The sequence below is a fragment of the Chryseobacterium gilvum genome (genome assembly GCF_025628965.1).
Taxonomy (GTDB): Bacteria; Bacteroidota; Bacteroidia; order Flavobacteriales; family Weeksellaceae; genus Chryseobacterium; species Chryseobacterium gilvum.
Genome location: NZ_JAOTEN010000004.1, coordinates 127,381 through 152,427 on the forward strand (window position 1 = coordinate 127,381; position 25,047 = coordinate 152,427).

Here is a 25,047-nt window from a genome sequence, read left to right on the forward strand (position 1 = left end):
TTAAAGCGCAAAAAAGTTAGTTTTGCAAAACTTTATGGCCTTAAAAAAACACTCCAAAAAAACTGTCAGAAACGTTCATAAAACCAGACGGAAGAATTATTTTTTCCGGCGTAAGGTCGTATTGCTCATCCTCGTTATTGCGCTTATCGGGACAGGATTGTACCTGAAGCAGTCGATCAGCTATTATTATGCATTGTACTTTAATAAATTCAGTCATAAAAAACTTCATAACAGTGAAAAGGAGGCTTTCAGAATTCAAAAAATTGTAAGCAATAATCTGGACAAAACCTATGGTTTTGATATCTCACATTATCAGAATAAAGAAGACATTAGCTGGGACAGCTTGAGCATCGGGAACAAAACCATCCCTCTGGAATTTGTGGTAATGCGTGCAACAATGGGAAACCGGAGTGCAGATAAACATTTCAGTGAATTCTGGCAACAGGCGAAAAAACACAATCTGATCCGCGGTGCTTATCATTTTTACAGGGCAGATGAAGATCCTGTTTTTCAGGCCAATAATTTTCTGGAAAACGTGAAGCTGGAGAGCGGTGATCTGCCACCTATTTTAGACATCGAAAAAATATCCCGGCGAAAATCTAATAAAAAACTGGTGGAAGATCTTAAAATATGGTGTAAAATTGTGGAGGAAACGTATGGTGAAAAACCGATCATTTACACATATTATCATTATTATAAAGATTTTTTGAAAGGAGAATTTGATGACTATCCGCTTTGGCTTGCCAATTATAATGATGTTCCTACCCCATCTCCTGATGACGAATGGAATTTCTGGCAGTTTTCCGAAAACGGAATTGTATACGGCATCAATACCAAAGTAGACCTGGATCTGTACAATGGCGGAATCTGGTCGCTTAAAAGGCTTACTTTGGATTAAATAGATTTGAAAGGTTTTCGCTGTATCCATTCAATTTTAGGATTCAGAAATGGGAATATCTTTTCCATAAAGCGGTTGATTAATCGGTTGTTATGTTTTATAAATCCGAAAATCTCTACCGGTTCTGCGCCAATTGTGGATTTTATCTCTAAAGCAGTTCTCCCGAAAATAATGCGGTGAAAGTGTTGATTGATCCCAAACTCTGTCATATCCAAAAGCATATTCAGATAGATTTGTTTTTCTTTCTGAATTTTTTTATCATACCCTAAAAAGTAGGTGTCAATATCCTGGTTATTAAGAATTAAAGTATAAAAACCAATCAGTTTTTTGTTAAAAAAATACCCGAAGACTTTGAAGTTTTCATTCAGAGATTCTTTAAGATTCTCAAAATGATCTTCGGGAAGAAAAAATGTATTGAAAGGAGCATTTTCAGCGACATTCTGATACAGAATATTCATTTCTTTCTGATATTTTCTAAGGTCTTCAATATATATCTCTGATTTTTCTATCCCCATGCTTTTTTTCTTTGCAGACTTGGCCCTGGTTCTGTATTTGGTTGAGAGAGCATTCAAATAATCATCAAAGCTAATCCATCGGTTTCTCAGATTGAGAATCATATTCGGCTGCACAGAAAATCTGTAAAACGATCTGATATTTTTACTTTTAAAATGGGTAATAAAATTTTCCTGATAATCTTTATACGTAATCAAAGATGTTTTTTTTCTTTTCTGAAGCTCAAAAGATGCTTCTGCGAGCAGATCAACAGTGTGAGTAATGGCAATTTCCGCCGGATCAAAGTAGAACCCGTTTTGCCCGGTCAGCATATTGTTTCCCAGAATCAGGATATCTTCTGTAAATGTTTTGGTAATATAATTTTTAATATTAAAGAAGGAATTGCCTTTCTGAAATGTTTTATGTTGTACAAAATTCAGATACTGGAATAACGCACCGCCAATAAGCCGTTTTTCTTTAAAAAAGGCAACAAAATAACACTTCATGTTTTCCGGGCATGCAAACTCTAAACTGTGAAAATACTCTCTGGATAGCAACACATTATGTTGGCCAACAATGGTATTCCAATTGCCGGGAAGTTCTTTGGAAGAAGTAAATACTGTAAATGTATAGATCATAAAAAAGGCTACTGGATATGCAACCTTATTATTTATTAATGGAAATTATTTCGGAGTGACCATATTGAAACCGTCAATGGCGTACCATCCACAGATAATTCCGCCCATAATGGTAATGGTAATCGTCCAGTAAGCAGAATTGATCATCACATATTTCCATGATTTTCTTTCGAACATTGCATTGATTGCAATTAATGGAAAGACGAAGAAAATCCCGGACATGAAAGAATGCAGCGCACCGTGGCCGAATGAACGGTATGCAGTGCCATAATCATTCATAAATGCCATAAAAGATGGCTTTGCCAGCTTTTCATCTCCCCCGATCATTCCCAGTGCTCCAAACTGATGTATGGTTACAAACTGTAAAAAGAAACCGATAAGCGCTGACAAAATAATTGAGAAAATAAACACAAGTCCCATGTTTGCGCTTTTCATCTTTTCTTCAGTGAGACCGCATTCTTTCATCCATACTTTTCCGAAAATTTTCGGGTTATACCAAATAAATCCCATCACTAAAGGAACAACAGATGCAAATAATATTGCCAAAAAGTTAATTTGTATCATAATTTTATGTTTTATTTTGTTTTTCAAATCTACATTAAAAATGGTTAGCAATTTATATTTATCATCTTAAACCTTTAATATTTCGTATTTTTGCCCCACAAAATTTCTATATCAAATGAATTACGTTGCGGCTGAGAATCTTACAAAATCCTACGGAATAAAAACTTTATTTAAAAATATTTCTTTCAACATCAATGAAGGGGATAAAATTGCCATTGTTGCCAAAAACGGAAGCGGTAAATCTACTCTCCTGAAAATCCTGATGGGAAAAGAAATTGCAGACAGCGGAACGGTAATCATTAATAAAGACATTCAGGTGGTTCTTTTTGATCAGGAAATTGATTTTGAATCTGATTTAACGATTGAAGAATTTATGATGACCTTAGACTCGGCTCCGATCAAGGCACTGAAAAATTACCATCAGTCGCTCTTGTCAGACGACCCTGATTTTATGGAAAAAGCTCTGGCTGAAATGGAAGTTCACAAAGCGTGGGATCTGGAAAATGAAATGACGCAGATTCTCTCTCAGCTGAAGATCACGGATCTCAGTGCCAAAATGGGAATGCTTTCCGGGGGACAGATCAAACGGGTGGCTTTGGCAAAACTTTTAACAGAAACCAGAGCAGAGCACCGACATACCCTCCTGATTATGGATGAGCCTACCAATCACCTTGATGTAGAAATGGTAGAATGGCTTGAAAATTATCTGAATAAAGCAAAAATAACTTTGCTTCTTGTAACGCACGACCGCTATTTTCTTGATGCAGTCTGCGGCATTATCTGGGAAATGGAAGACCAGAATCTGTATTTCCATAACGGTTCCTACGCGACGTATCTGGAAAATAAAATGATCCGGGAAGATAATATGAACTCCACCATCGATAAAGCCAACAATCTTTACAGAAAAGAGCTGGAATGGATGCGAAGACAGCCGAAAGCGAGAACCACAAAGTCCAAATCCAGACAGGATGATTTCTACGAGACCGAAAAAATTGCCAAAACCGATACCCGAAAAGAATCTCTGGAACTCGATTTTGAGATGAAAAGACTGGGAAATAAAATCCTGGAACTCAGAAATATTTCTAAAAGCTTCGGAGATAAAGTATTGCTGAAAGATTTCAGCTATCAGTTTCAGCGCGGTGAAAAGGTAGGAATTGTAGGAAAAAACGGTGCCGGAAAATCAACTTTATTGAATATCATCCAGGGCTTTGAACCTAAAGATTCAGGGGAAATTGAAACCGGAGAAACCATCAAATTCGGATATTTTTCCCAAAAAGGGCTTCAGTATAAAGAAGATGAACGCGTTATTGATTTCATTAAAGAAATTTCTGAAAATTTCCCTTTAGCCAACGGTAAAACCATCTCTGCATCGCAGTTTTTAAGACTATTTTTATTTGATGACCAAACGCAGTATTCTCCTATTTCCAAACTTTCCGGTGGAGAAAAAAGAAGGCTGCATCTGATGTATATTTTATATCAAAACCCTAATTTTTTGATTTTCGATGAACCTACGAATGACCTGGATCTTCCTACACTGACGGTGTTAGAAAATTTCCTGCTCAATTTCCAGGGAAGCCTAATCATCGTTTCCCACGACCGGTACTTTATGGACCGTATTGTAGACCACATTCTCGCTTTTGAAGGTGATGGAAAAATTAAAGATTTTATCGGAAATTTCTCAGAATACAGAGAAAATCAGAAACTGGAAGATAAAAATCCTAAACCTGTTGCTGAACAAAAAACCGCAGCTCCGGTTGCTGTACCTGTTGCCAAATCACAGACACCGAAAAAGAAACTGTCTTTTAAAGAGCAACGTGAGCTTGAAACAATAGAGAAGGAAATTCCTGATTTTGAAGATAAAAGAGCTCAAATATTAGAGCAGCTCAATAACGAAACAGATTATGATACCATTGCAAAACTTTCTGCCGAATTGGAAAACCTTTCCGAAAAACTGGAAAATCACGAAATGAGATGGCTGGAAATCCAAGAAATGATTGGGGAAGCGTAAGGATAAATCATATTAAAATATTAACAGCTGTTCAGATTTAATCGACAGCTGTTTTTATATTTAAGTTAATAATGATCCTCTGTACAAACTTATTTTTTAATCATTGCAGAAATACTGTACAGCAATAAAGCAGTTCCTAAGATCAGAAAGCCATACTTCAGATATGGATTATCTTCGACGAGTGTAATCCCTATTCCTACAAACAGTAATCCTATAATCGTAAAACTCGAACTTCTTTTTTTCATATTAGCGATTTTGTACATATTAGATTATAAATCAATTATTTTTCCTTTTTCTGCACTTTCAAGGGCTGCTTCAATGATCTTCATATTTTTTACCACTTCATTTCCCAATGATGGCAGAGCGTATCCGAATACGATATGTTCATAAATCTGCTGATAATAATTCATATAATTTCCGGGCAGACTCTGGGTGGAAAGCTTCATGGTTTCAGAATTTTCATTGAGATAGCTCAGTAATCCGTCAGATTCTGATAAAGGCCGTGTCCATTCTTTTCCGTATACAGGGATTGCTCCGGCTACAAGCTCGCTTTCCTGCTGGTCTGTTCGCTCCTGAAGAAAACTTCCTTTATCACCATGGATTTTATAGGCAAAATGATCTTCTTTCGTAAAAACAGATGATTTTAATCTTACCCTCAAATGATCTTTATAATAAAGCAGAACTTCGAAATAATCATTGGCAAACTCTTCTCCTTTCATGGAAAAAACATCTGCAAAAACACGTTCCGGAATCCCGAAAAGCTGTGTAGCCTGATCAGTTAAATGTGACCCTAAATCATGCAACGAGCCGGAACCCTTCTGTTCCGGATTTTCTTTATGGTCTTTTCCGCTTGGCGTGGTACGGAACCGGTCAAAACGGATTTCTACTTCTTTTAAATTTCCTAAAATACCTTCAGACAAAATTTTCTGTACCTGAAGATAATCTCGGTCAAACCTTCTGTTTTGATAGACACTGATAAAAAGATTCTGATCATCTGCAATCCTGATCAGCTCTTCAGCTTCTGCAACCGTTACGGTAAAAGGTTTTTCGACGATTACATTTTTCCCTGCCTCAAGAGCCATTTTTGTATATGCAAAATGAGTCTGCACCGGAGTATTGACTATAACCAGTTCTAGATCTGCATATCTTAGCATTTCTTCTACTGATCTGAAGATAATAGCATCCGGATATTTCTCCTTTGATTCTTCTTTGCTTCGTTCCACGACCGCAGACATAAAAAATCCCGGATGTTCTTTTAAAAAGGGAGCATGAAATATTTTTCCGCTCATACCGAATGCACAAAGCCCAACTTTCACCAATTGCATACTGTTATTTTTCAACAAATATATCTATAAAAAAATGTTTCACCGAGTGATCAAAACCCTTTATAATGATTCAATATTAAATAAAATGACAAATATCACAATATTTGTTTTTAATAATTCTAAATAAAAGGAAACAAATACTTACTTTTGCCGCATTATTTAAAATCACTCTAAATAAAAACAATGAATAAACCACTGATAACTTTAGGATTTCTTGCGCTTTCTCTATCATTATCTGCTCAGATGAGATATAATACGGAAAGCGATACGATCAGAATTCAAATCATTGAAGATGTCAACCTGCATAAAACGGGAAATCCCAACAAGGCAACTCCCCAATCTACTAAATCTAATCTTACGGTTATGGAAATGCCGCAGCCTATTGCGATAGTAACCCATGAAATTATTGAGCAGCAGCAGGCAAAACAGCTGAGTGACGTTTTACAGAATGTGAATGGTATTTACATAACCTCATCCAGAGGAAATTCTCAGGACAGCTTTGGCGGACGTGGTTTTATCTTAGGAAATGACAATATTTTCAAAAACGGATCCAGAGTAAACAGTGGAGTCTTCCCTGAAATCAGCGGTTTAGAAAGAGTGGAGGTTCTTAAAGGAGCCAACGCAATGCTGTATGGAAATACTGCTGCAGGTGGCGTCATTAATATGATTACAAAAAAACCGAAATTTAATTTTGGAGGAAGCATGGGAATGAATGCCGGAAGCTGGAATTCTTATAAACCAACGGTTGATATATATGGACCTTTATCTAAAAACATTGCATTCCGGGTAAACGGCACTTATGAATATGCGGAAAGCTTCAGGGATGTGGTACAATCTGAAAAATACTATTTCAACCCTTCATTTTTATTTAATTTAGGTTCAAAATCACAATTGATTGTTGAGGCAGATTATCTTAAAAATGATTTTACTCCAGATTTTGGAATCGGGTCTATTACTGAAAAAGATCAAAGCTACAGATTGAATGATGCGGTATCCAGAAATGTTTTTTTCGGAACAGACTGGCAATATCAAAATGTACAGCAAGTTTCTACAAATGTTACCTTCAACCATCAGTTAAGCGAAAACTGGTCTTTGAACGCTACTGCTTCTTACCAGAATTATACGAAAGATTATTTTTCTTCTGAAAGAGTGCAATGGGCTTATAACGGTGCGAATGCAAACCGGCTTTCATGGAACAGGCCTTTTGGTAAAACATACAACGAGCAAAACTATACTTCCGCACAGGTAAATATTAACGGGGAATTCAATACCGGGAAAATCAACCATAAAGTTTTGATTGGTTCTGATGCAGATTACAGCCAGGCAGATTCTTATACCTATACTTTAAGCGCTACCTCAAATATTTTATATTTGGATGATCCTTCCACATGGGGAAGTATTGATATGCCAAATTCTACTCTTAATACCAGAAACAGAATCAATACAAGGAGAATAGGAATCTATGCACAGGATTTTATCAGCTTGACAAAACAGTTTAAAGTTTTAGCAGGTTTAAGATGGTCTTATGTAGAAAATATGCCGACATTAACCACGCGTTTTACATTTAATGATAAATTTGAAGTAGCAAACTCGGCAACTTCGGATAATGCATTTTCTCCGAAAGTGGGAATTGTGTATATGCCAAATGATAATTTTTCAGCTTTTGCCACTTATACCAACTCGTTTGTTGCCAATTCAGGATATACTTCAGATCAGTTTGGTACAGTAAACACTAATCAGCCTGTTGCGCAGGTTCAAAACCAACTGAATACTTTATCAAGACAAAGCATAAAACCCACAACAGTAGATCAGTATGAAGTGGGGATTAAAAAGAATTTCTGGAATAATGCTGTGGCGATCAACGTTACCGCTTATCAGATTATGTACAATAATTATTATCAGACCTATTGGTTTGCCTCTGTGCCAAATGGTTTGCCGGTCAACTCGTCTGACACCAATCTTAAAGAATATGCCGGAAATATGAGAAGCCGTGGCGTGGAACTTGACATTACAGGAAACCCGACGCAGAATCTCTCAATCATCGGAGGTTTTTCTTATAATAATTCCGTGTATGTAGACACCCCTGAAAAGGGATATGTGGAAAAACAAAGACTGGTAAGAACACCCGCAACAACCGCCAATGCATCTGTTTTTTATAAATTCACAGACTATGTAAAAGGTTTAAAAATCGGCGCGGGAATTTATTACATCGGAGACAGAATCGCAGGATGGAATGATTCAAAATCTACCGATTTGAGCAGAAATGGAGTTACCAGAATGTTTGACCTGAAAGATTACACCACCGTTTCGCTTTCCGCGGGATATGAATGGAGTAAATTCTCGATCCAGGGGAAGGTAGGAAATTTATTTGATGTGGTTAATTATAATGTTCATGAAAATTATTCTGTAAACCCTATTACACCACGCAATTACTATTTTACATTAACATACAGACTTTAATCAATAATAAACTATGAATAGAAGTGGAAACTGCGATTATGCAGTTTCCACTTTTGAAATTTAAAAACAAATAAGATATGGATAAAATCAAAGACACCAGAAGTTTTATGAGAGTTACGCACCGTTATCTCGGATATTTTCTTTCCGGGATTATGCTTATTTATTCGATAAGCGGAGTTTTGCTCATTTACAGAGATACCGATTTCCTGAAAAACGAAAAAAAATACGATAAGATTATTGCCAAAAATCTCGACGGCAAAGCGCTCGGAAAAGAACTTAAAATGAAAAATCTGGAAGTGGAAAAAACAGAAGGAAACATTTTAAAATTCAAGCAGGGAACGTACGATTCTTCTACAGGAAGGGCAAAATATACCAAAAAAGAACTGCCGTTTGTTTTAGATAAAATGACGAAACTTCACAAAGCACAGTCAAAAGATACGTTATCACCACTCAATGCATTCTTCGGAATTTCCCTGTTTTTCTTCGTTATCTCAAGTTTCTGGATGTTTAATACGAAATCCAAGGCATTTAAGCGCGGAATAAAATTTGCGGTTGCCGGGATTATTGTTTCTATTATCCTGTTGTTCATTTAAAGTATCAACTTCCCGAAAGCTTTATTTAAAGAGAAACTATGACCTATATCATCATTAAAGAATCCTGAGTGGCACATTTATTGAATTTACTGATTTGTCAAAATAATGAACATTAAATATTAAATTATAAATCTATGAAAAAACTAATTTTTACAGGAATATTGGCTGTTGCAGGATTAGCCGGTACAGCTAAAGCTCAAATTCAGCAAGGGAACTGGCTGGTTGGAAGCAGTTTGTTATCAAGCAATTTCGGATTGAATACCGGTGGTGGGTACAGCATCGCTTTACAACCAAAAGCAGCTTATTTTGTACAGGATAATGTTGCAGTTGGAGGATATGTAAACTTAGGAATCAGCAAGGTAACCAACGGAAGCCCGACAAGATTTGATTATGGCGTAGGAGCAATGGGACGTTATTATCTTTCTCCAGGTGAAAAAGGAGTAGATAATTTATTGAACCACGGTAGATGGTTTTTTGAAGGTAATTTAGGAGTAGGTGGTTCATCTGTAGAAAACGGTAACTCTACCACAGGATTAGACTTTGGAGTAGGACCTGGTTATTCTTATTTTATTACACCAAATATCGGTTTGGAAGGTTTAGTTAAATATCAAGGTCAATCAGGCTTTGGTAATGAAGGATTAAATTCAAACATTACGTTTAATGTAGGTTTCAGTATTTACTTGCCCACTTCTAAAGGAAGAGAAGTGATCAACGATGTGAAATAATTTTACCATCATATATACAAAAGCGGCCCGAAAAATTTTCGGGCCGCTTTCTTTCAATTAAACCAAACTATATAAATAAATAAAAAATCAAGCTCACTTGTTGGGTTGCGGCGTGTACCGCAGATACGGTTTTATTTCCGTCACTCCTTTAGGGAAAATAGTTCTGGCCTCTTCTGTAGAAACAGATGGCGGGACAATGACATCATCACCGTCGTTCCAGTTAACTGGAGTGGCAATTTTATAAGAATCTACCAACTGTAAAGAATCCAAAACACGGATGATTTCGTTAAAATTTCTGCCCGTAGAAGCAGGATACGTAATAATTAAACGCACTTTTTTATCAGGGTCAATAATAAGTAAAGAGCGGACTGTAGCCGTAAGAGAAGCATTGGGATGAATAAAATCATACAATTCTGATACTTTTCTGTCTTTATCTGCAATGATCGGAAACTGCACCTGCGTATTTTGAGTTTCATTGATGTCTTTGATCCAGTTCTTATGATCTTCTACTCCATCTACGCTCAACGCGATAACCTTTGTGCTCCTCTTATCAAACTCATCCTTCAGTTTTGAGGTATATCCTAATTCTGTCGTACAAACAGGAGTATAATCTGCAGGGTGTGAAAATAAAATCCCCCATGAATCTCCTAAATAGTCATAAAAATCTAAACTTCCCTCTGATGAATCTGCCTGAAAGTTGGGTGCGATATCTCCTAGTTTTATTGACATAATGATTATTTTATTAGTCTACAAATTTAATAGACTTTTTGATACTGGCAAAATTTTTGCTTAAAAATTATTTTAAATCTTAACGATCATATTCATGCAGAAAAAAGGATTGAGCTATCTTGAAGTTGTTTATAATGTTTTGGAAAACTGGTATCTGAAATTTGCAGAGCTTACGCCGAAATTAGTGGTAGGGATTATTGTATTTTCATTTTTTCTCATCACCAGTAAATATCTGAGTATTTTTGCCGTAAAAATTTTCCATAAATTATTTCCGAAGAGCAAAAAAGAAAGTTCATTGGTCACTTTAATTGGTGTTTTCCGCTTTCTGATTATGATTATGGGAACTTTCATCGCGTTAGAAATTATGGGTTTCAGTGGGTTTCTCTGGAAATTCATCGGAAGCTTAGGCGTTGCAGGGGTTATTGCAGGGGTTGCCCTGAAAGATCTCGTCTCGAGTATTTTCTCAGGAATGCTGATTGGTATCGACAAGGCTTTTAAAGTGGGAGATTATATCACCATCGGAAATCATTCCGGGACGGTACAGGAAATTGGTTTTTTAACAACCAAACTCATTACAGACGACGGTAAGAAAGCGTACATCCCGAATCAGGTCATTTTTAACGCTCCTTTTTACAATATTACAGCGTCTCCGCAGCGCAAAATTATTCTTGACTTTGAAATTCCGGCGGATGAAGACATCAGTACTGCTCAGAAAGGGATTTTAGAGGTAATAAAAAATTTGGAGCATGTAGACCGCTTAGAAAGTGTTGAGGTTATTCTTACGACCCTTAAGCAGGGATCTTTTAACCTGCAAGCAAAATTCTGGATTGAAGTGGGCGCAAATATGGGCCAGCTGAAAAGTGAAGCGCTGATCAGAATAAAACAGCAGCTTGATTCAGATAAGATCCTTTTAGTAACTCCAACAACGATCAACATTACTAATGGCGAAAGTTTATTAGGTGATACTACTACTCCCCAAAGCTAAACATTATAGTTAAAGAATCGTATTATTTTTTGCGTTTCAATTTGACGCTGTCTTTTTTCGGCATTTTTGCTACGGAATCATTCTGCATTAACGGTGCTCCCAAAACATAATTGGTATTTTTTATAGTATCCTGCTCTGTATCTGCGACTAAAACACCGGTTGTTACAGAACAGGAGTCGTCTTTTGGTTTAGAGCACCCTGTCAAAAAAAGAATAAAGGCAAGAACGGAACCTGTTATTTTATTATTCTGAAGAAAAGACGGGATATATTTAAAAAATCTGGCCTTGATTTTTTCTGATGGATTTGAATTGCTGTTCGTTAACTGATGATTATAAAACCTTCCGCAAAGGTGATCTTCGTTTTTATCTTTAAAAATTTGCTGAATTTCTTCCGGGGTTTTCTGGGTAAAGTCAATCACACATTTATTGCAGACATCACAGAATTTACCTTTTTCCTGAGAAGTCATTAATTCCCAGTTTTCTGAGCACGGATTTGGAATGTGTATATTTTTCATCAGATATGATTTAATGCTAAAAAATAAAAAACCGTTCCAAAAATGAAACGGTTTAAATGTATATCAAATTTCAGTCTTATGCTAAAACTTCTTTTACTTTATTAGCAGCTTCTTCCAAAGTAATTGCTGAATGTACAGGAAGGCCTGAATCATCAATTAATTTTTTAGCTTCTACAGCATTTGTTCCCTGCAATCTTACGATCAACGGAACAGGAAGGCTTCCCATTGCTCTGTACGCATCTACAACCCCTTGAGCAACTCTGTCACATCGTACGATACCTCCGAAGATGTTGATCAAAATAGCTTTTACGTTTGGATCTCTCAAGATAATTCCGAAAGCAGTCTGTACTCTTTGAGCATCAGCAGTTCCACCCACGTCCAGGAAGTTTGCCGGGTTACCGCCGGACAATTTAATGATATCCATCGTTGCCATTGCAAGACCGGCTCCGTTTACCATACAGGCGACGTTACCATCCAGTTTCACGAAGTTTAGACCTGCTTCACCCGCTTCTACATCGATAGGATCTTCTTCTCTTGTATCTCTCAACGCTTCAAGATCTTTGTGACGGAACAATGAGTTCCCATCCAAAGTTACTTTAGCATCTACTGCGATAATTTTGTTATCAGAAGTTTTTAATACAGGGTTGATCTCAAAAAGGGAAGCATCAATTCCTACATATGCGTTATATAGTGAAGTAATGAATTTTGTAAATTCTTTGAACGCATTTCCTTCAAGACCTAAGTTGAAAGCAATTTTTCTTGCCTGGAAACCTTGAAGACCTAAAGTAGGATCAATCAATTCGTTGTGGATTAAATGAGGAGTCACTTCTGCAACGTGCTCTATATCCATCCCACCTTCTGTAGAATATACGATGGTGTTTTTTCCTTCCGCTCTGTCTAGAAGAATAGAAACATAAAATTCTTTCGTTTCAGACTCTCCCGGATAATAAACATCTTCTGCCACCAATACAGAATTTACCAATTTACCTTCAGCAGACGTTTGTGGAGTGATCAATTGCATTCCGATAATGTTCTGAGCGTTTTCTTTTAGTTTATCCATGTTTGGAGAAAACTTTACACCGCCACCTTTACCACGGCCCCCTGCATGAATCTGCGCCTTTACGACCCAAGCTTTAGCTCCGGTTTCAGCGGTCAATTTCTCAGCAGCAGCTACGGCTTCTTCTACATTATTCGCTACAAAACCACGTTGGATTGCTACTCCGTACTTTGATAAAATCTCTTTTGATTGATACTCGTGAAGATTCATATTATTTTTATTATTTTATTTTAAAATTTAAAGGTTGACAAATTTACTAAAAAGACATGGAAGTTCAAGTTTATTGACTTAAAATTATTACGAATGATCGATTTCAAATTCCAGCATTGATATTTGAATTCAAATTAAGCAAAATGTAATTCATAAAAACTTTTAAGATGTTTCAAAAAGCTTAGCATTGAATTGCTAATACCAACCGTTTTGACGCTCGCTTCGTTCGCGCCTTATCCCAAATTATACTTTAAATTCTGTTTTTAGCAAAATAGAAATCAGCATTCCCCAGCTTACAATCATCAATAATCCTCCCAACGGAGTAATGGGACCTAAAAATTTCAGGTTAACGCCTAAATAATCCTGAAGACTCAGAAAATAAATGCTGAAAGAAAAAAGTATGGTTCCTGCAATCATAAAAATAGAGATCCATCTTTGTGATGAGGTGTCAAATTTTAGAATATACCCTATAATTAATAAAAAGAAAGCCGCATACATTTGATATCGCACCCCTGTTTCAAAACTTTCGAGTCTTTCTACAGATAAAATTTTCTTCAGAGCGTGTGCACCGAACGCTCCTAGAATCACAGACAGCATTCCGTACACGGCGCCAAAAATTAAAGTAATTGTTTTCATTTATAATGTATTTCAACAGGTTTTAATCAAACTTGTTTATTTATAATTTAAAATCTTAAATAGTAATGATACAGCTCCGATCGCTATAAAAATCCAAGCAAATTTTTTGTTTTGAGCAAATCCGGGATTTTGAGTTACCTTCAGAAAAATTCCAAATGCCAACATTAAAGCGGCGATAATAATCCCAAACATTATTGGTTTCTTAATCTGTTAAATTCATTGATCACCTCGTGGTGGGTAACCGTTTTATCTTTAAAATAGGTCACAAAATGCTGCTTTTCATCTTCTGTAGCGCCCATTTGATTCAAAATATTAAATAAATGCATTTTCATGTGCCCTTTCTGAATACCTGTTGTAACCAACGAACGCAACGCCCCAAAATTCTGAGCCAGCCCTGAAACCGCTAAAATACTCATCAGTTCCTGCGCAGATGGTTTTCCAAGAAGTGCAAGAGAAAATTTTACCAAAGGATGAAGATTGGTAAGACCTCCTACAACGCCCACAGAAATCGGAAGATCAATCCAGAACCTGAAAATCCCGTGATCTGTTGTACAATGGGTTAATGAAGAATATCTTCCGTTTTTCGCGGCATAAGCATGTGCGCAGGCTTCAGTCGCTCTGAAATCATTGCCGGTTGCAATCACCACTGCGTCTACTCCATTCATGATTCCTTTGTTGTGAGTGGTTGCTCTGAAAGGTTCTATTTCGGCAATCGTAACAGCCTGCTTGAATTTTCGGGCAAATTCTTCATTAGAAATTCCGCTGTCATCTTTTAAATCTTCAATGTTACAGGAAACTTCAGCTCTTACGATACAATCCGGAGTAAAATTGGAAAGAATATTCATCACAATCTGCAGAGAATCTTTTTCCGCCTGATCAAATGCCTCACTACTGGCAACTTCCTGCTTCAGGGTTTTACCAAACTGTTCGAGACAAGAATTGATAAAGTTGGCTCCCATAGAATCTACCGTATCAAAACTCGCTTTAAGCTGGTAATAATTTGGCATTTCGGCTGTTTTATCAATAAGTTTTATATCTAAAATCCCGCCGCCACGATTTCTCATATTGGCAGTAATTGCATCTGTAGCTTCCAGTAATTTTTTCTTTAAACTGAAATTAAAAAAATGAAGCAGCTTGTGAGGCTCCACATCAAATATAAAATGCGTATGTCCTAATTTTTCGGTATTGATAATGGTCGTTTTAAAACCGCCCTTATCGATCCAGAATTTTGCCGCTTTTGAAGCAGCCGCAACTACTGAGCTTTCTTCAACCGCCATGGGAAGCGCCAGTAATTTACCATCAATCAGGAAATTGGGAGCAATTCCGTAAGGCATGTAAAAATTGGAAATCGTATTTTCGGAAAATTCATCGTGAAGTTTCTGAAGATCGGTATTATCGTTCCAGTATTGATTAAGTATATGTTGATATTCCTGGTCTCCGTTAAGATATTCATTAACAAGCCAGTCAATTTTTCCTTGTTTGGTCAGTTTGGAAAAACCTTCAATCGGTGTATGATTCATAGGACACTTTTATTTTTACTATTTTTTAATGTGAATCGCTTATTCGCGATTTCATAGTTTAACTTAGTGAACCGTAAATATAGCGATTTACCACATACCGTTGTTGATAACTTCAATCAAAAAAGGTTGATATTTATCAATTTTGGACCTAACTTTGAGCAATAAATGATATCTAATTCTAACATTTTGAATCCAAATTCATGAATTTTGACCGCCTGAAAGAAAAACTTGAAATCCTTGCGGATGCTGCAAAATACGACGTGTCTTGCTCATCAAGCGGTGGAAGCCGAAAAAATAAAAAAGGTGCTTTGGGAGACAGTTCTGCAAGCGGAATTTGTCATACCTATACAGAAGACGGGCGATGTGTTTCGCTACTCAAAATTCTTTTGACCAATCACTGCATTTATGACTGCGCGTATTGTGTTTCCAGAAGTTCGAATGATATTAAAAGAGCTGCTTTTACCGTAGAAGAAGTGGTAGATTTAACTATTAATTTTTACCGGAGAAATTATATCGAAGGCCTTTTTTTAAGTTCAGGGATTTTCAAAAATGCGGATACCACGATGGAACGATTGGTACGTGTGGCAAAAAAATTAAGGCTTGAAGAAAATTTTAATGGATACATTCATTTAAAATCAATTCCCGGCGCAAGTGATCTGCTGATGCAGGAAGCTGCACTGTATGCAGATCGATTATCGATTAACTTAGAAATCCCTACCGAAAGCGGACTGAAATTGCTGGCTCCCGAAAAAAATAGGGAAGACATGCTGAATCCGATGAAGTATATTCAAAACGGTATTGCTTTGTACAAAGATGAAAAGAAAATTTTCAGAAAAGTTCCGAAATTTGCTCCAGCCGGTCAATCTACACAAATGATTGTGGGTGCTACCAATGAGAATGACCTACAGATCATCAAAGTTGCTGATCATTTTTATAAAAATTACAATCTTAAAAGAGTGTATTATTCCGGCTACGTTCCGGTTCTGGAAGATAAAAGACTTCCGGCATTGACTACCGAAGTTCCGATGCTTCGTGAAAACAGATTATACCAATCTGATTGGCTTATGCGCTTTTACGGTTTTAAAGCGGATGAAATTTTAGATCCGAATATGCCTTTTTTAGATCTTGAAGTAGATCCGAAAATGAGCTGGGCATTGCGCCATCTTGATCAGTTTCCTATTAATTTGCAGACTGCAGATTATCAGATGATTTTGAGAATTCCGGGAATTGGGGTTAAAACAGCAAAAAAAATCGTGAGTGCAAGACGATTTCAGGTTTTAAATATAGATCATCTTAAAAAATTGGGAGCAGCCGTAAACCGTGCTAAATATTTTATTGATTTTAACGCCGGAAATATATATTTGCGCCATTTGACAGATATCAATCTCAGAAAACTAATCATTGGCGGAAGTACTTCTAAATTCCAGAATCAGTTTTCGCAGCAATTGACACTTTTTTAATGACTACTGTACTCTACGATGGAAGTTTTGACGGACTTTTTACTGCCATATTCGAAGTTTTTGAATATAAATATAAAGACGTTGAAATAGTGAGCCGACAGAGATTCCATCAGGAAAATATCTTTGCCGATATTCATAAAGTGATTACCCAACAGGAAAAATCTGAAAGGGTTCTCAATAAATTAGAAGAAAACATCGGTAAATCAGGAATTCATGAGCTGGTTAAAGTTTTTCTATCAGAAGAGCCGGATTTAGAACAGCTTATTTTATCCGTAGTACGGCAATCTATGCAACATCCGAAAGAAAATATCCTTCAGAATTATACGGATAATGCGATTCTGAAAATATCAAAAATATCAAAATCAATTAGCAGGGAGCGACATAGGATGACTGCTTTTGTACGGTTTGAAAAAATGCAGGATGAAGTTTTTTTCGCTAAAATAGATCCTGATTTTAATGTATTGCCTTTAATCAGAAAACATTTTAAAGACCGTTACCAGGATCAGAAATGGATGATCTACGATCTAAGAAGAAATTACGGCATTCTGTATGATCTCGAAACCTGTGACTTTTTTTATCCCGAAGAAAAGATAGATTTAAACCTATATCAGCAGAAATTTCATAATGAAGAACAAAATTATCAGACGCTTTGGCAACGATATTTTACCAAGACGAATATTGTGGAGCGTAAAAATTTAAAACTTCATATTCAGCATGTCCCTCGAAGATATTGGAAGTATTTGACAGAAAAAAGTTAATTTTATACCTCTTTTTGTACTTCTTTAAGATTTTACGGAATGAAACTTATTTTCAAGTTACTACCGTTATCTGAACTTGTTTTCGTAAATTTGTGTTCGAAATTTTTTACTCAATGAAAGAAAGTGCTGTAAAAAAAATTGCAGTTCTTACTTCGGGAGGCGACTCTCCGGGGATGAATGCAGCATTAAGGGCAGTTGTAAGAACCGCTAATTATTACAATATCGAATGTTATGGCGTGAGAGAGGGCTACAATGGCCTTATTCATAATGATTTCCTGAAAATGGGGCCTCGTTCCGTAAAAAATATAATCAACCAGGGTGGTACTATTCTAAAATCTGCCCGTTCCAAAGAATTCATGACCGAAGAAGGCCGCCAAAAAGCGTATGATAACTGTGTAAGATTAGGCATTGACGCTTTAGTATGCATCGGCGGAGACGGTACGTTTACCGGCGCAAAGATATTTAATGAAGAATTCGGAATCCGGGTTATTGGTGTACCGGGAACCATTGATAATGATATTTTCGGGACCGATAATACAATTGGCTATGATACCGCTTTGAACACCGCAATGGAAGCGATAGACAAAATACGTGATACGGCAACCTCTCACAACAGGGTTTTCTTCGTAGAAGTGATGGGCCGTGATGCGGGATTTATCGCATTAAACAGCGGATTGGCAACCGGTGCTCTGGATATTTTAATCCCTGAAAGAAAAGACAGTATCGATGAACTTTTTACCAACTTCAGAAATGCAGAAAAGACAGGGAAAGCTTCAAGCATTGTTGTAGTCGCAGAAGGTGAAAAACTTGCTAACGTATATGAATTAGCAGAAAAAACAAAGCAGGAATTCCCGGATTATGACATTCGTGTTGCAATCTTGGGACATATGCAAAGAGGAGGTTCTCCGAGCTGTGCAGACCGGGTTTTGGCAAGCAGATTAGGATACGGAGCCGTTACCGGATTAATGGAAGGGCAAACCAACGTAATGGCCGGAATGCGTTCTAACGATTTGGTGTACACCCCCATAGAAGAAGCCATTAAAAAACATAACGAAATCAATAAAGACCTTTTACTGATTTCAGAAATCTTAGCAATCTAAATATTTTATATAATTAAAAAGTCAAAAACATTATGTCAACAATTAAAGTAGGTATTAACGGGTTTGGTAGAATCGGTCGTCTTGTATTCAGAGCAATGACTGAAAGAGACAACATCGAGGTAGTAGGAATCAACGACCTTATCAATGCAGAATACATGGCTTACATGTTAAAATATGATTCTGTGCATGGGATCTTTCCTGGTGAAGTATCTGTAGAAGGTAATGATCTTGTGGTAAACGGAAAAAAAATCCGTGTAACTGCAGAAAGAGACCCGAATAACTTAAAATGGAACGAAGTAGGCGCAGAATATATCGTAGAATCTACCGGTTTATTTTTAGATAAAGAAAGTGCTGCTGCACACCTTAATGCAGGTGCAAAAAAAGTAATTCTTTCTGCTCCTTCCAAAGATGACACACCGATGTTTGTAATGGGGGTAAACCACAAAGAACTTACGGACGATATCAAAATTTTATCCAACGCATCTTGTACCACAAACTGTTTGGCTCCTTTGGCTAAGGTAATTCACGATAACTTCGGGATCGTAGAAGGTTTGATGACTACAGTGCACGCGACAACAGCGACTCAGAAAACAGTTGACGGCCCTTCTGCAAAAGACTGGAGAGGTGGTAGAGCTGCTCTTAACAATATTATCCCTTCTTCTACAGGTGCTGCAAAAGCGGTAGGAAAAGTAATTCCTTCATTAAACGGAAAATTAACCGGAATGTCTTTCAGAGTACCAACTGTTGACGTTTCTGTAGTAGATTTAACAGTAAGAATCGAAAAAGCGGCTTCTTACGAAGAAATATGCTCAGTAATTAAAGCGGCTTCTGAAGGTGAATTGAAAGGTATTTTAGGATACACTGAAGATGCAGTTGTTTCTCAGGATTTCATCGGAGACAAGAGAACTTCGATCTTTGATAAAGACGCTGGAATTATGCTGTCTCCTAACTTCGTGAAACTTGTTTCTTGGTATGACAATGAAATGGGGTATTCTAATAAATTAGTAGATATGTTGATTCATTCAGCTTCTCTTTCTAACTAGAAAATTGAGCTTAATTATAAACCTTCCGAATTGGAAGGTTTTTTTGTTTAAATTTCATACAAAAATTAATAATCATGTTTGATGAGCTTATTAACAGATATTCTCAATATTCCGATAGTGAATTGATGAAAGTTTATTTGAATAAAGACGGGTACACAGAAGATGCTAGAAAAGCTTTAGAAATTGTTGTGGACCGCAAAGGTGGAATACAAACGCTTAATGAACGTTATGATAGAATTGTAGAAAAAGAAAACGAAAAATTGAGAATAAATGACGATGTAATCAAGTTTTATAAAAATGGATTTACTAAAAATGATATTAACTCACATTTAAAATCAGAAATATTGTCTACAAGTGAGCTGCAAGAAATTTTAGATGAGACTATTCATTCACTAGAATCAACAAAAAAAGACTTGGAAATTAATTCTGGCACCGTTATCGGAAGTCTTTTAGGGGGAACAATTGGTGGAATTGTTGGTGGGATTTTATGGGGATTACAAATGATCTATTCTGGTCATATATTTTACATTTTCGCGATAGGATTGGGAATAATTTCTTACGGTTTTATAAAACTTTTCACAAACCAAAGCAGAAGTAATACTGTGGTTTTTATAGCTATACTGTTATCTGTAATCTTTGCAATGTTTTTAGGATCTTTTATTTATGAACTTTTGGGTTATCAAGGTCCAGACAAATATTTGAAATAATTTGGATAAGTTTACAATTTCAAATTCAAAATCAAATTCTTCAACAATATATGCAATGGTTTCTCAGGATTCATTGGAGATAAAAAGATTCAGCTTCTTTATAATCAGAATTCAATCCATTATAAATAAAGCCTTCCCAATCGGAAGGCTTCTTATTACAACAATATTTAATGATTGTGTTATAATCATTAATTGCGTCTATTTTCGGCGTAAAACTTGCACTTTTAATTCAGATGTAAACCATGATGCTACAGCCAAGATTTAAAGATTCAATTCATTTTAAAAACTTTTGGGAAAAAGGAAACGGAAAACAACTAATCGATTTTTCCGGTGCGGAAGTCAGCTTTAAAAATTTTGAAAAATTTTCTCATTATTTTTATCATGTTGATGAATTAGGCGATGACGTCATTGCTGAAGTTTATTTTACCAAAAAATTTCACGAAGCATCAAAAGAAATTGAACAGTACATCCGGAACGGCGTTTCAGAAAATGACATTGCTCCCGAAAGTGTAAAAAAACTTTTTAAACAAACTCAAGCGAAGCCCGACTGGTTAGACTATAATCTGATTAAAAGCGGTGCAGAACTTTGTATGCGCTGCAATGTAGATTCACTGATCTCTTTACGTGATTACTGTTTAATGGGAGGATATGATTATGCCTACCTCAATAAACCCCTGATTGTCACCGAAGCCCTGAAAAAAGGAGCGGTGAAACGTCTTTCGGAAACGTTGGATTTTTGGGTAAATGTCACAAGGTATGATGCTTTGGAAATTCACAAAAAAGGATATGAATTTGCCATCAAAACCAGGTTGATTCATTCTTATGCAAGACTTTCCATTAAAAAACACTACAAAAACTGGGATACTGAAAATTGGGGAGAACCCATCAATTCCTGGGATATGATGGCAACTTATATTGGCTTCAGTCTTGTTTTTCTTCACAGCCTTCATAAACTCGGAAACACTTTTACCCTTGAAGAAGAAAAAGGCATTTTCCATCTTTGGAAATATGTGGGATATCTTTTGGGAATTCCTGAAGAACTGTTACCCGATCATAAAAAACAGGCTGTGGAATATTTTTATTTGTGGACATCTATTCAGCCGCCTTCCGATAAAGATTCCGTTTTACTGGCCCATTCCCTTCTTGACGAATCTCTGGAAAACCCTATCCTAAAATTCAAGTTTGAAAGAAGAAACCTGCGCTATCTCCATATTTGCTGCACCTGGTTTTTACTGGACCATGAAGTATGCAAAAGGCTTCAGATTCCTGATGTGCCCATGAAAAATGGATTTCCAAAAACAAAGAGAATTTTAAATAAAATCTTTGATTTTTGCATGAGCCGGGAAAGCAGGATACAGAAAGGAAATAATGATCAGTTAAAAGTTTTGAAGGATTATTTAAGAGTCGCCAAAGATTCAAATTTCCATTAAATCAATCCAATCTATGCTTTAAAGATTTTATAATTAAATCGTGAATTTTATATTTTTTTTAACGCTAAAATCATCATTCAAAAGCAAATATTATTAGCTTTTCACATTAAAATTTCGTATTTTTGATCCATTATTTTAACAACAATGAGCAATATAGACGATAAGAAAAAAGCACTTGCATTAGTGCTTGATAAATTAGATAAAACCTACGGAAAAGGAACTGTAATGACATTGGGTGACGATTCCGTAGACCACACCATAGAAGTGATCCCTTCAGGATCTTTGGGATTAGACATCGCACTGGGAGTCGGTGGATATCCAAGAGGAAGAATCATAGAAATTTATGGCCCTGAATCTTCCGGTAAAACCACTTTAACCCTTCATGCTATTGCTGAAGCTCAAAAAGCAGGCGGAATTGCCGCTTTTATTGATGCAGAGCATGCTTTTGACAGAGGATATGCGGGAAAGCTGGGAATTGACCTGGAAAACCTAATCATTTCTCAACCGGATAACGGCGAACAGGCTTTGGAAATCGCCGATAACCTGATCCGTTCCGGAGCTATTGATATCGTAGTGATTGACTCTGTAGCTGCATTAACACCAAAAGCAGAGATCGAAGGTGAAATGGGAGATTCTAAAATGGGTCTTCATGCGAGATTGATGTCTCAGGCGTTGAGAAAATTAACAGCAACCATTTCGAGAACAAAATGTACGGTAATTTTCATCAACCAGCTGAGAGAAAAAATCGGAGTGATGTTCGGAAATCCTGAAACAACAACTGGGGGTAATGCTTTGAAATTCTACGCTTCCGTAAGAGTAGACATCAGAAAAGCAAGTGCACCGATTAAAAACGGAGATGAAGCTGTCGGAAGCCGCGTAAAAGTGAAAATCGTGAAAAACAAAGTAGCGCCGCCTTTCAAAATGGCAGAATTTGATATCATGTATGGTGAAGGTGTTTCAAAAACCGGTGAAATCCTTGATGCTTCAGTAGATATGGGAATTGTGAAGAAAAGCGGATCTTGGTTCAGCTACGGTGATACAAAGCTCGGACAAGGCCGTGATGCCGTAAGAGATGTTTTAAAAGACAATCCTGAACTGGCTGAAGAGCTTGAAAATAAAGTGAAAGAAGAGATTATCAACAATAAAAAATAGTTTGTTGATTTAAATACTAAAAGACAGCCGCGGTGCTGTCTTTTTTTGTTATTCATAGAGATAAATATTGACAAAATGTCACGTTCATTCGCATGGTATTTTTTTTGCGAAGCTTACCACAAATTAAAACTAAATTATTATGACTAAAGGAAATATTAACGTATCAGTGGAAAATATTTTTCCATTAATTAAAAAATTTCTGTACAGTGATCACGAAATATTCCTGAGAGAATTGATCTCGAATGCAACCGACGCTACTTTAAAACTAAAACATTTAACGGGCATCGGCGAAGCAAAAGTGGAATACGGAAATCCAAAGATTGAAGTAAAGATCAATAAGGAAGCAAAAACACTTACAATCATTGATCAGGGAATCGGGATGACCTCTGAAGAGGTTGAAAAATATATCAATCAGGTGGCATTTTCGGGTGCGGAAGAATTTTTGGAAAAATATAAAGATTCGGCAAAAGATTCCGGGATTATCGGCCATTTTGGATTAGGGTTCTATTCAGCTTTTATGGTTGCTGAAAAAGTGGAGATTATCACAAAATCGTATAAAGAAGAACCGGCAGTTCGCTGGATCTGCGACGGAAGCCCGGAATTTACTCTCGAAGAAACCACGGATAAAACAGACCGGGGAACAGAGATCATTCTTCACATCGCAGAAGATTCCCTGGAGTTTTTAGAAGAAGGCAAGATCCGAGAATTGTTGTTAAAATACAATAAATTCATGCCCATTCCAATCAAATTCGGAACCAAAACCCATACGCTTCCTCTTCCGGAAGACGCTCCTGAAGGAACAACGGCAGAAACCGAAGAGGTTGATAATATCATCAATAACCCAACTCCGGCGTGGACGATTGCTCCGGCTGATCTGCAAAAAGAAGATTATACAAAATTCTATCACGAGCTGTATCCGATGCAGTTTGAAGAGCCTCTGTTTAATATTCACCTTAATGTAGATTATCCTTTTAACCTGACCGGAATTTTATTCTTTCCGAAATTGGCCAATAACCTGAATATCGAAAAAGATAAAATTCAGCTGTATCAAAACCAGGTTTTTGTAACGGACGAAGTGAAAGGTATTGTTCCTGATTTCTTAATGCTTCTTCGCGGTGTGATCGATTCTCCGGACATTCCGCTGAATGTATCACGTTCTTATCTGCAGGCAGATGGTGCCGTAAAGAAAATCTCTTCTTACATCACCAAAAAAGTAGCTGATAAAATGGCTTCTCTCATCAATGAAAACCGTGAAGATTACGAGCAAAAATGGAATGATATTAAAATTGTGATTGAGTACGGAATGGTTTCTGAAGAGAAATTCTTTGAAAAGTCTGATAAATTTGTACTCTATCCTACCACCGAAGGGAAATATCTTTTGTGGAACGAACTGGAAGAAAAAATCAAGCCTGCACAAACAGATAAAGACGGAAATCTGGTGATTTTATACGCTACGAATGCAGACGAGCAGCACAGTTACATCCAATCTGCGAAAGATAAGGGCTATGAAGTTCTTCTTTTAGACTCCCCTATTGTTCCGCACGTTATTCAGAAACTGGAAACGTCAAAAGAGAAAATTTCTTTTGCGCGAGTAGATGCAGATCACATCAATAACCTTATTAAGAAAGACGAGCCTGCGATTTCAAAATTAAATGATACTGAAAAGGAAACGTTGAAAAAAGAAATTGAAAATGCCGTTAATGACCAGAAATTCAGCGTTCAGCTGGAAGATCTTGACAGCTCTGAAGCTCCGTTTATCATTACCCAGCCTGAGTTTATGCGAAGAATGAAAGACATGCAGGCAACCGGCGGCGGCGGAATGTTCGGAATGGGAGGTTTCCCTGAGATGTATAATCTTGTAGTCAATTCCAACAGCGAATTGGCTTCCGAGCTCCTGAAAACTGAAGATACGGAAGATAAAACCTCAAAAATAAAGTATGCGTTGGATCTTGCAAAACTTTCTCAGAATTTGCTGAAAGGGAAAGATCTTACCGATTTTATACAGAGAAGCTATCAGCAATTGAGTAAGTAAATTTCTCAATA

At 36.7% G+C, this 25,047-nt stretch carries 23 protein-coding genes; 14 read left to right on the plus strand and 9 right to left on the minus strand.

Annotated elements, in window-relative coordinates; all coding sequences use genetic code 11:
* Positions 1-34 precede the first annotated feature (34 nt).
* Complete coding sequence (locus N0B16_RS12510; RefSeq protein ID WP_262991283.1) at positions 35-898, plus strand: glycoside hydrolase family 25 protein; 864 nt, start codon at positions 35-37, stop codon at positions 896-898.
* Here N0B16_RS12510 and N0B16_RS12515 read toward each other — a convergent pair.
* Both N0B16_RS12515 and N0B16_RS12520 read right to left on the minus strand, forming a co-directional pair.
* Complete coding sequence (locus N0B16_RS12515; RefSeq protein WP_262991284.1) at positions 895-2,028, minus strand: 8-amino-7-oxononanoate synthase; 1,134 nt, start codon at positions 2,026-2,028, stop codon at positions 895-897. The two genes, N0B16_RS12510 and N0B16_RS12515, sit on opposite strands and share 4 nt — an antisense overlap.
* A gap of 45 nt (positions 2,029-2,073) precedes the next feature.
* Positions 2,074-2,592, minus strand: a complete 519-nt coding sequence (locus N0B16_RS12520; protein ID WP_303647456.1) for a DUF1761 domain-containing protein — start codon at positions 2,590-2,592, stop codon at positions 2,074-2,076.
* Positions 2,593-2,707: 115 nt separating this feature from the next.
* On the opposite strand from N0B16_RS12520, the gene N0B16_RS12525 reads away from it, so the two are divergent.
* The gene (locus N0B16_RS12525; RefSeq protein ID WP_262991285.1) at positions 2,708-4,600 is read left to right on the plus strand and encodes an ABC-F family ATP-binding cassette domain-containing protein; all 1,893 of its coding nucleotides are present in this window, start codon (positions 2,708-2,710) and stop codon (positions 4,598-4,600) included.
* Positions 4,601-4,689: 89 nt separating this feature from the next.
* On the opposite strand, the gene N0B16_RS12530 is transcribed toward N0B16_RS12525, so the two are convergent.
* Complete coding sequence (locus tag N0B16_RS12530; RefSeq protein WP_262991286.1) at positions 4,690-4,845, minus strand: hypothetical protein; 156 nt, start codon at positions 4,843-4,845, stop codon at positions 4,690-4,692.
* A gap of 24 nt (positions 4,846-4,869) precedes the next feature.
* Complete coding sequence (locus N0B16_RS12535; RefSeq protein ID WP_262991287.1) at positions 4,870-5,925, minus strand: Gfo/Idh/MocA family oxidoreductase; 1,056 nt, start codon at positions 5,923-5,925, stop codon at positions 4,870-4,872.
* A gap of 183 nt (positions 5,926-6,108) precedes the next feature.
* Here N0B16_RS12535 and N0B16_RS12540 point away from each other — a divergent pair, with 183 nt between their 5' ends.
* The 3 genes from N0B16_RS12540 (at position 6,109) to N0B16_RS12550 (ending at position 9,703) form a co-directional block, all read left to right on the plus strand.
* The gene (locus N0B16_RS12540) at positions 6,109-8,385 is read left to right on the plus strand and encodes a TonB-dependent siderophore receptor (RefSeq protein ID WP_262991288.1); all 2,277 of its coding nucleotides are present in this window, start codon (positions 6,109-6,111) and stop codon (positions 8,383-8,385) included.
* Between the two features lie 77 nt (positions 8,386-8,462).
* Positions 8,463-8,978: a hypothetical protein gene (locus tag N0B16_RS12545; RefSeq protein ID WP_262991289.1), complete on the plus strand. Its 516-nt coding sequence runs from the start codon at positions 8,463-8,465 to the stop codon at positions 8,976-8,978.
* Positions 8,979-9,112: 134 nt separating this feature from the next.
* The gene (locus tag N0B16_RS12550; RefSeq protein ID WP_262991290.1) at positions 9,113-9,703 is read left to right on the plus strand and encodes a hypothetical protein; all 591 of its coding nucleotides are present in this window, start codon (positions 9,113-9,115) and stop codon (positions 9,701-9,703) included.
* A gap of 93 nt (positions 9,704-9,796) precedes the next feature.
* Here the strand turns inward: N0B16_RS12550 and N0B16_RS12555 are convergent, their stop codons facing one another.
* Positions 9,797-10,432, minus strand: a complete 636-nt coding sequence (locus N0B16_RS12555; protein ID WP_262991291.1) for a peroxiredoxin — start codon at positions 10,430-10,432, stop codon at positions 9,797-9,799.
* Positions 10,433-10,526: 94 nt separating this feature from the next.
* Here N0B16_RS12555 and N0B16_RS12560 point away from each other — a divergent pair, with 94 nt between their 5' ends.
* Positions 10,527-11,417 (plus strand): mechanosensitive ion channel family protein, encoded by an 891-nt coding sequence (locus N0B16_RS12560; RefSeq protein WP_262991292.1) that lies wholly within the window; start codon positions 10,527-10,529, stop codon positions 11,415-11,417.
* 22 nt (positions 11,418-11,439) lie between these two features.
* Here N0B16_RS12560 and N0B16_RS12565 read toward each other — a convergent pair whose 3' ends face one another.
* The 4 genes from N0B16_RS12565 to N0B16_RS12580 all read right to left on the minus strand — a co-directional run bounded on the left by N0B16_RS12565 (position 11,440) and on the right by N0B16_RS12580 (position 15,354).
* A complete protein-coding gene (locus tag N0B16_RS12565) occupies positions 11,440-11,931 on the minus strand; it encodes a hypothetical protein (protein ID WP_262991293.1) in 492 nt (163 codons plus the stop codon).
* A gap of 76 nt (positions 11,932-12,007) precedes the next feature.
* A complete protein-coding gene (gene sucC, locus N0B16_RS12570) occupies positions 12,008-13,198 on the minus strand; it encodes an ADP-forming succinate--CoA ligase subunit beta (RefSeq protein WP_262991294.1) in 1,191 nt (396 codons plus the stop codon).
* 243 nt (positions 13,199-13,441) lie between these two features.
* The gene (locus tag N0B16_RS12575) at positions 13,442-13,834 is read right to left on the minus strand and encodes a DUF423 domain-containing protein (protein WP_262991295.1); all 393 of its coding nucleotides are present in this window, start codon (positions 13,832-13,834) and stop codon (positions 13,442-13,444) included.
* Positions 13,835-14,025: 191 nt separating this feature from the next.
* Positions 14,026-15,354: a hydroxymethylglutaryl-CoA reductase, degradative gene (locus N0B16_RS12580; protein WP_262991296.1), complete on the minus strand. Its 1,329-nt coding sequence runs from the start codon at positions 15,352-15,354 to the stop codon at positions 14,026-14,028.
* A gap of 200 nt (positions 15,355-15,554) precedes the next feature.
* On the opposite strand from N0B16_RS12580, the gene N0B16_RS12585 reads away from it, so the two are divergent.
* The 8 genes from N0B16_RS12585 (at position 15,555) to htpG (ending at position 25,036) form a co-directional block, all read left to right on the plus strand.
* Complete coding sequence (locus N0B16_RS12585; RefSeq protein WP_262991297.1) at positions 15,555-16,814, plus strand: putative DNA modification/repair radical SAM protein; 1,260 nt, start codon at positions 15,555-15,557, stop codon at positions 16,812-16,814.
* A complete protein-coding gene (locus tag N0B16_RS12590; protein WP_262991298.1) occupies positions 16,814-17,572 on the plus strand; it encodes a TIGR03915 family putative DNA repair protein in 759 nt (252 codons plus the stop codon). Before N0B16_RS12585 ends, N0B16_RS12590 begins: the two co-directional genes overlap by 1 nt.
* Positions 17,573-17,685: 113 nt before the next feature.
* Positions 17,686-18,672: a 6-phosphofructokinase gene (gene pfkA / locus N0B16_RS12595; RefSeq protein ID WP_262991299.1), complete on the plus strand. Its 987-nt coding sequence runs from the start codon at positions 17,686-17,688 to the stop codon at positions 18,670-18,672.
* A gap of 32 nt (positions 18,673-18,704) precedes the next feature.
* Positions 18,705-19,715, plus strand: coding sequence for a type I glyceraldehyde-3-phosphate dehydrogenase (gap, locus tag N0B16_RS12600; RefSeq protein ID WP_262991300.1), 1,011 nt, complete (start codon positions 18,705-18,707; stop codon positions 19,713-19,715).
* A gap of 74 nt (positions 19,716-19,789) precedes the next feature.
* Positions 19,790-20,422, plus strand: coding sequence for a hypothetical protein (locus N0B16_RS12605; RefSeq protein ID WP_262991301.1), 633 nt, complete (start codon positions 19,790-19,792; stop codon positions 20,420-20,422).
* Positions 20,423-20,664: 242 nt separating this feature from the next.
* Entirely contained in the window at positions 20,665-21,852 is a 1,188-nt protein-coding gene (locus tag N0B16_RS12610) for an oxygenase MpaB family protein (RefSeq protein WP_262991302.1), read from the plus strand.
* Positions 21,853-21,996: 144 nt separating this feature from the next.
* Positions 21,997-23,004 carry a recombinase RecA gene (gene recA / locus N0B16_RS12615; RefSeq protein ID WP_262991303.1) on the plus strand — a complete coding sequence of 336 codons (1,008 nt, stop codon included), beginning with the start codon at positions 21,997-21,999 and terminating at the stop codon, positions 23,002-23,004.
* Between the two features lie 139 nt (positions 23,005-23,143).
* Complete coding sequence (gene htpG, locus N0B16_RS12620) at positions 23,144-25,036, plus strand: molecular chaperone HtpG (RefSeq protein ID WP_262991304.1); 1,893 nt, start codon at positions 23,144-23,146, stop codon at positions 25,034-25,036.
* The last annotated feature ends 11 nt before the right edge of the window (positions 25,037-25,047 follow it).